Source organism: Streptomyces sp. AM25, from assembly GCF_058146165.1.
This window is the reverse complement of the sequence record NZ_JBKIWN010000138.1, coordinates 206,974-214,537: the sequence shown is the minus strand read 5'-3', so window position 1 is coordinate 214,537 and position 7,564 is coordinate 206,974. Positions and strand designations below refer to the sequence as shown.

Genomic DNA, 7,564 nt, shown 5'->3' with positions numbered 1-7,564 from the left:
GCGCAGACGGCGGGCCCGGCGGCCCTCCCCCGGCACGGGCTGCTCCGGCACGGTCGCGGCGGCCGGTGCGGCGGCGGGCGCGGCGTCGGCCTCCGGCAGGTCGTCGTCGACCCGGCGCCGGCGGCCCGGGAGGGCGAGGACCACCAGGAGGAGCGCCAGCAGGCCCTGCCCCCACATCCACGCCGTGTGCGCCACCGGGGTCTCGTACGTCAGCGACAGCTTGCCGCCGCCCGCGGGGAGGGCGAAGCCCTGGGCCCAGCCGTCGACCGTGGTGCGCTTGAGGGCCTTGCCGTTCAGCGTGGCCTTCCAGCCGGGCGCGGCCTTGTCGGCGATCCGCAGCACGCGGCCCGCGGGGCCGGCCGGCAGCGTGGCCCGGGCCGTGACCGGCCCGGCGGCGACGGGGACCGGAAGGCCGCTGTCCTGCTGCGTGCCGCCGACGACCGTCACGCGGGCGACCCGCCGGTCGACCCGCCACAGCGCCGTGTGGCCCTCCTGGCTCAGCCGGGTCAGCCCGGGGGTGCTGTCCAGGACGCGGACCGTGCGGGCGGTCGCGCTGTCGTTGTCGCGCACGAGGACGTAGCCGACCGCGTAGTCGCCGAGGCGGCCCGCCTGATCGGCGCCGGAGCCGCCGATCAGGTGCGCCACGACGGAGTCGAGCCGTCCGTCGCGGCCCGCGGCCTCGCTCAGTTCGGCGTCGCCCATGCGTGCCCCGGCGCCGCGGACGAGCGTGTACGTGATGTGTGCGGCGTCCCCGCCGAGCACCAGGGTGCGGGCCTGGTCGCGGGTGCCGGACTCCTCGGCGACGAACGCGGGCACCTGCGCCGGGTCGCGGCGCGCCAGCGGCCCGTCCGCGCCGACGACCGTCCAGGCGACGGCGGCGACGAGCGGTGCGGCCCCGGCGGCGAGCACGATGAGGCCCGCGAGCGGCTGCCGCCAGCCGAAGCTCTGCGCCGCCACCCGCTCCCGGGCGCCCTCGGCGCCGACGACGGCCGCCGCGACGAGCGCCAGTCCGTAGACCAGGGTGGCGGGACCGGCCCAGGCTGTCCGGTTGCCCAGCACCGCGCACAGCAGACCGGTCAGTGCCACGGCCCAGGCCGTGCGGACCGCGAACTGCCGGTCGCTGCGCAGCAGCGCGGCCAGCGCGGCGAGCACGACACCGGTGAGCAGGAACGCACCGGTTTTCGGCCCGCCGGGGTCGCCGGTGAGCAGTCCGAGCGGTGAGGCGGATCCGTGCCCCAGGTCCAGTCCCGCCTGACCGAGGAAGCGCGCCGGATGCGTGAACAGTCCGAGCGACCAGGGGGCCAGTACGACGACCGGTGTGAGGAGCACGGCGAGCAGCCGCGGCCCCTGCACGGTCAGCTGTCCCGCGCCGCCGCGCACACAGCGCAGGACGAGCACGCCGAGGCCGAGCAGGGCCGCGAGCGGCCAGACGACCGGCGTGAAGGACATGGTGACGGTCAGCAGGAGCGCGTACGTCCAGCACGCCCGCCACGAGGGGCGGGCCCCTGCGGTGCCGAGGCCCGCTGCGGTGACCGCCGCCCGCGCCATGAGCGGCAGCACGACGGCCAGCACGGCGGTGCCCAGCCGGCCGGTCGCGAGGGCGCCGGTGGCGGCGGGCAGGAAGGCATAGGCCACGCTCGCCCAGGCGCGCAGCAGCCGGGAGTCGACCAGCGGGCGTGAGGCGAAGTAGGCGGTGAGACCGGCCAGCGGCACCGAGCAGACCAGCAGCAGGGTGAGGGTGAAGCTCGTGGAGCCGAGGAAGAACGTCGACAGGGCGGCCAGGACGGCCAGATAGGGCGGCGCCCCGGCGGTGGTGCCGGTGCCGACCGGATGCCAGCCGCCGGTGTAGCTCGCCCACAGGGCGGACCCGCCGTCCGGTACGGGCAGCAGCGCGCCGCCGGAGAGCGCTCCGCCGCCGTACAGGCCGCGGCAGGCGATGGCGGAGACGAGCAGCAGGACGGTGAAGAGGACGGGGGCGGGCTTGCGGGCGATGCGCCGGAGCCGGGCGAACTGCTCGATCTCCAGGTAGTCGGCGTCGTCCCCGCCCGGTCCCGATTCGACGGCCCCGTGGCGTCCGGCGGAGGAGGCCCCGTCGTCCTTCCCGGCGCCGAAGTCGCTCGCGAGCTGCTCGACGGTGGCGCGGACGGTCGCGCCCGGCGGCGGGAAGAGGGCCCGCAGTTCGCCGGCCGTGACGGACGGCTGCCCGCGCCGCTTGCGCGCGGCGCGGATGCGCCCGGGGCGCAGCAGCGTGGCCATGAGCCCCGCGACCTCGTCGAGCGCCTGCCCGGGGGCCTTGCCCACGAGGTAGCCCAGGGTGCGCAGCAGGGTGCTGAGGACGACCCGCAGCATCACGTACGGCAGCAGGGCGCCGCGGGTGTTGGCGAGGAGCGTGTAGACGGCGCCGGCCTTGTCGACCTTGTGCGGGTCGGCCGGCTTGCGACCCGCGCAGTCGACCGGACGGCGCTCGCGGGCGGCCGCCTCGGCGTGCCGCAGCACGGCCTCGGGGGCGACGAGCACGCGGTGTCCGGCGGCGGTGGCGCGCCAGCACAGGTCGACGTCGTCGCGCATGAGCGGCAGACGCTGGTCGAAGCCGCCGAGCTGCTCCCACACGTCGCGCCGGACGAGCATGCCGGCGGAGGAGACGGCGAGCACCTGACGGACCTGGTCGTGCTGGCCCTGGTCCTGCTCGCGGCGCTCCAGGCCCGTCCAGCGGCGGCCGCTGCGGGCGATGGAGACGCCGACCTCCAGCAGCTGCCTGCGGTCGTACCAGCTGCGCAGCTTGGGGCCGATGACGGCGGCGGGCCGGCCCGCGGTGATCTCGGCGTCGGCCACGCGCAGCAGTTCGTGCAGCGCGCCGGGCTCGGGGGCGCAGTCGTCGTGCAGCAGCCAGAGCCACTGCACGGGTTCGAGGTCGGCGGTGTACGCGCCGTCGTCGTCCTCGCTCCAGGTGCGGCCGACCGGGTCCCAGCCGCTGGACCTGCGCAGGTACGGCAGCTCGTCGGCGGTGGGCACGGGGGCGGCGCGGACGGCCTCGTCGACGGCCGTGCCGAAGCCGGCGCGGCGGGCGAGGTGCAGGACGCGGTCGTCGCCGAGGGCTTCGGCGAGCAGCCGGGCGGAGTCGTCGGCGCTGCCGGTGTCGGCGGCCACGGCGTTCTGCACGGGCCGTTCCTGGCCGAGCAGTCCGGCGAGGGCGTCGGGCAGCCAGCGGGCGCCGTCGTGGGCGACGAGCACGGCGGTGACCACGTGGCGCGGGAACGCCGGGGGAACCGTGTGGTCGGACAAGGAGCCGGCGGGGAAGCGGTTCGCCGTAGTGCTGTGCACGGACATCGAGGTACAGGCCCTCCGGCCGGGCGTCCCCGGGTCACCCCCGGAGGACTGCGGTGCTGGACTGCTGCGGTGGACGCGGGCGGGTCCGGCGGGCCCGGAAGGGCACTGCCGCGGCCGCACGGTGCGTCGTCGAGGAACCCACCCTAGTGGCTCCGCACACAGCAGTCCGCCTCCCGCTTGCGGGGCGCGGGAGGCGGACTGTTCGCTATGGACGGTGTTGCGGATGGTGCGGCGGGAGTGCTCGGACCGGATGGTCCTTCAGTCCCCTGGGCCGGCCTTGTACAAGACATCGCGTCAGTTCGTGACTCGTGCGTCGGTCGTGGACCGGCGACCGTCAGACCGCGGCCTTCTTGAGGCGGCGGCGTTCACGTTCGGACAATCCGCCCCAGATGCCAAAGCGTTCATCATTGGCCAAGGCATATTCAAGGCACTCGGAACGGACTTCACAGGCCAGGCATACTTTTTTCGCCTCGCGCGTGGATCCGCCCTTTTCGGGAAAGAAGGACTCGGGGTCGGTCTGAGCGCACAGTGCGCGCTCCTGCCAGCCGAGCTCCTCGTCCGCCTCCTCGACCAGCAGTTGCTGGAACAGCTCGGTCATGTGCGCCCCTCGTCTGTCATTGCGTCCCCGTGTGCTGCCGCTATCAGGTGCGACAGAACGACACGAGTGAAATTACAAGTGCGGCGATCCGGGGCAGTCAAGCCGGGATCTGCTATTGGGCCCCTTATTCACTCTGCGGAACCAAGGCTGAGCGTAAAGTTGCCAAACCAACACAAGAGTGGACACATCTCCCACTCGTCACAGGGACCTCGCTTCCCCCTTCCGCAAGGGAGGACGCCGAGGGGGTCGATCCCAGTTGCAGCACGGTCCGGGAAGCCCGATGGCGACCCGGACGGTGCGCCACCTGTCCGGCATTACGACGGCACAAACCCTTTGCCCCTTTCGACTACCGGAAGAGGTGAACCAATATCGTCAAAACAGACATCCAGTTGACAGCGGGGCCGGTGGCCCGGTCTCCTTGGTGGCATGCCAGCGACCTCCCTCCCTCTGGGGAACCTCAGCCTGACCCGTGCCTACGGGTCCCGCTGTGCTGTTCAGGCGCGCTGTCGCTGTTCCAGCTGTTGATGCGTACGCGCTTTCGCCTCCGCTCCAGCTGACCCTTCCGGATCCTTTCCGGCGTTTTCGCACACCCGTTCGTCGTGTGCCGTGCGGCGTCGGCCCGGTTTTTCTTCCCCCTGAGGAACACCTTTCATGAACAGCGACGTCCAGATCGCCGGCGACCCCCTCGCCGTCCCGCACCTGATGCCCCCGCCCGCCGCCCACCCCGCCACCGTCGCCGAGTTCGCCGGGCTGGCCCGTACCCTCGCCGCCGAGCGCGCCGCCTGGGCGCACCTCGTGCGCTACGACGCCGTCAGCCGCTGGTACCACCGGCTGCGCACCGGGCCCGGGTACGAGGTCTGGCTGCTCAGCTGGGTGCCCGGGCAGGGCAGCGGGCTGCACGGCCACGGGCCTTCGTCCGGCGTACTGACCGTGGTGCAGGGTGAGCTCACCGAGGCCGCCGGCGCGGTGCGGCGCCGGCTCCCCGCCGGGGCCCAGCGGGTCTTCGCCCCCGGCTACGCGCACGAGGTGCTCAACGACTCGCTCGAACCCGCCGTGAGCCTGCACGTCTACTTCCCCGGGCTCACCGAGATGCCGATGCACCGGCCGCAGGCCGGGCTGCCGCAGTGCGCTCTCCCCCCGGCCGGAACAGGCCACGCCCGGACCGCTCTTCAGGGCGGTTCGTAGCGGCTGACAGACTGCAGGCATGCAGCAGCGCATTGTGGTTCTGGCCGGCGGGATCGGGGGCGCCCGCTTCCTCCGCGGCCTCAAGTCAGCAGCTCCCGACGCCGACATCACCGTCATCGGCAACACCGGCGACGACATCCACCTCTTCGGCCTCAAGGTCTGCCCCGACCTCGACACCGTGATGTACACCCTCGGCGGCGGCATCCACGAGGAGCAGGGGTGGGGCCGGGCCGGCGAGACCTTCGCCGTGAAGGAGGAGCTGGCGGCCTACGGCGTGGGGCCCGAGTGGTTCGGGCTCGGCGACCGCGACTTCGCCACGCACATCGTGCGGACGCAGATGCTCGGCGCCGGGTACCCGCTCAGCGCCGTCACCGAGGCGCTGAGCGCGCGCTGGCAGCCGGGCGTGCGGCTGCTGCCGATGAGTGACGACCGGGTGGAGACCCACGTCCTCGTCGACAGCGCCGACGGCGAAGGCGGCCGCAAGGCCGTGCACTTCCAGGAGTACTGGGTGCGGATGCGGGCCTCCGTGCCCGCCCACGCGATCGTTCCCGTGGGGGCCGAGCAGGCCAAGCCCGCGCCCGGGGTGCTGGAGGCCCTCGCCGCCGCGGACGTCGTGCTCTTCCCGCCGTCCAACCCCGTCGTCAGCATCGGCACCATCCTGTCCGTGCCCGGCGTCCGCGAGGCCGTCGCCGACGCCGGGGCACCCGTCGTCGGCCTCTCCCCCATCGTCGGGGACGCGCCCGTGCGCGGCATGGCCGACAAGGTCCTCGCCGCCGTGGGCGTCGAGTCCACCGCTGCGGCCGTCGCCCGGCACTACGGGGCCGGGTTGCTGGACGGGTGGCTCGTCGACACGGTCGACGCCGGGGCCGTCGCGGACGTCGAGGCCGCCGGGATCCGGTGCCGGGCCGTGCCGCTCATGATGACCGATGTCCCGGCCACCGCCCGGATGGCCTCCGAGGCGCTGGCACTGGCCGAGGAGGTGCGGGGCGCATGAACGTTCCGGCCATTCGGGTGTGGGCGCTTCCCGGGATTCCCGAGGTGCAGGGCGGGGACGATCTCGCCAAGCTCATCGCCTCGTCGGTCGTGGGTGACGGGCTGCCCGGGCTGCTCGACGGCGACGTCGTCATCGTCACCTCGAAGATCGTCAGCAAGGCCGAGGGACGCGTCGTCCTCGCCGAGGACCGCCAGGCGGCGATCGATTCCGAGACCGTGCGGGTCGTGGCGCGGCGCGGCACGCTGCGCATCGTCGAGAACCGGCAGGGTTTCGTGATGGCCGCTGCCGGTGTCGACGCCTCCAACACGCCTTCCGGCACCGTTCTGTTGCTGCCCGAGGATCCCGACGCCTCCGCGCGGCGGATCCGGGACGGGCTGCGGGACGCGCTCGGGGTGACGGTCGGCGTCGTCATCACCGACACGTTCGGGCGGCCGTGGCGCAGCGGGCTGACCGACGTCGCCATCGGGACCGCCGGGGTGCGGGTCCTGGAGGATCTGCGCGGTGCCGTCGATGCGCACGGGAACGAGCTCGGGGTGACCGTGGTGGCCACCGCCGACGAGCTCGCCGCCGCCGGGGACCTGGTCAAGGGCAAGGCCGGGGGGCTGCCGGTGGCCGTGGTGCGGGGGCTGGCGCATGTGGTGGGGGGTGAGTACGACGGCTCCGGGGCGCAGGAGTTGGTGCGTGGTGCGGCCGGTGACATGTTCCGGCTGGGGACCTCCGAGGCCGTGCGGGAGGCGGTGACGCTGCGGCGGACCGTGCGGGAGTTCCTTCCCGACGTGCCGGTGGATCCGGGGGCCGTCCGGCGGGCCGTCGCGGCGGCTGTCACGGCGCCGGCGCCGCATCACACCACGCCGTGGCGGTTCGTGCTGCTCGAGTCCGAGGAGGCGCGGGTGCGGCTGCTCGACGCGATGCGGGACGCGTGGATCGCGGACCTGCGGGCGGACGGGCGGTCCGAGGAGGCCATCGCCAAGCGGGTGCGGCGGGGGGACGTGCTGCGGAAGGCTCCCTGTCTGGTGGTGCCTTGTCTCGTGATGGACGGCTCGCATGCCTATCCCGATGCCCGCCGGGCCGCCGCGGAACGGGAGATGTTCGTCGTCGCGGCCGGGGCCGGGGTGCAGAACTTCCTGGTGGCGCTTGCCGGGGAGGGGCTGGGCTCGGCCTGGGTCTCGTCGACGATGTTCTGCCGTGACGTGGTGCGGGACGCCCTGGAGCTGCCGGAGGGCTGGGACCCGATGGGGGCCGTTGCAGTGGGCCGGCCGGCCGGTGCGCCTGCGGCGCGGGCCGCGCGGGATGCGGAGGCGTTCGTCGAGGTGCGGTAGTCCATGGGGCGGGGGTGGGGCGGGAGCGGGGCGGGCCCTTCCGGGGACTGAACTTTTTGCGGCAGCCCTGGTCCACGGGTGGGGCGCCCCGCACTTGCCACAAAAAGTTTTTACGTCCCTCTCCAGGGCCCGCCCCGCCCC

Annotated in this window: 5 protein-coding genes; 3 read left to right on the top strand and 2 right to left on the bottom strand. The window is 73.9% G+C overall.

Annotated elements, in window-relative coordinates; all coding sequences use genetic code 11:
- Together ACLHRZ_RS40705 and ACLHRZ_RS40700 are read right to left on the bottom strand one after the other, a co-directional pair.
- A partial coding sequence (locus ACLHRZ_RS40705; protein ID WP_490423650.1) for a glycosyltransferase family 2 protein occupies window positions 1-3,327 on the bottom strand: 3,327 nt, incomplete at its 3' end.
- A gap of 334 nt (window positions 3,328-3,661) precedes the next feature.
- Window positions 3,662-3,925 carry a WhiB family transcriptional regulator gene (locus ACLHRZ_RS40700; RefSeq protein ID WP_004952403.1) on the bottom strand — a complete coding sequence of 88 codons (264 nt, stop codon included), beginning with the start codon at window positions 3,923-3,925 and terminating at the stop codon, window positions 3,662-3,664.
- Window positions 3,926-4,576: 651 nt separating this feature from the next.
- On the opposite strand from ACLHRZ_RS40700, the gene ACLHRZ_RS40695 reads away from it, so the two are divergent.
- The 3 genes from ACLHRZ_RS40695 to ACLHRZ_RS40685 are packed head-to-tail and all read left to right on the top strand — an operon-like array spanning window position 4,577 to window position 7,423.
- Window positions 4,577-5,110: a cysteine dioxygenase gene (locus ACLHRZ_RS40695; protein WP_490423649.1), complete on the top strand. Its 534-nt coding sequence runs from the start codon at window positions 4,577-4,579 to the stop codon at window positions 5,108-5,110.
- Window positions 5,111-5,129: 19 nt separating this feature from the next.
- Window positions 5,130-6,104 (top strand): 2-phospho-L-lactate transferase, encoded by a 975-nt coding sequence (cofD, locus tag ACLHRZ_RS40690; protein WP_490423648.1) that lies wholly within the window; start codon window positions 5,130-5,132, stop codon window positions 6,102-6,104.
- Window positions 6,101-7,423: a coenzyme F420-0:L-glutamate ligase gene (locus ACLHRZ_RS40685; RefSeq protein ID WP_490423647.1), complete on the top strand. Its 1,323-nt coding sequence runs from the start codon at window positions 6,101-6,103 to the stop codon at window positions 7,421-7,423. The genes cofD and ACLHRZ_RS40685 overlap by 4 nt, the downstream gene beginning before the upstream one ends.
- The last annotated feature ends 141 nt before the right edge of the window (window positions 7,424-7,564 follow it).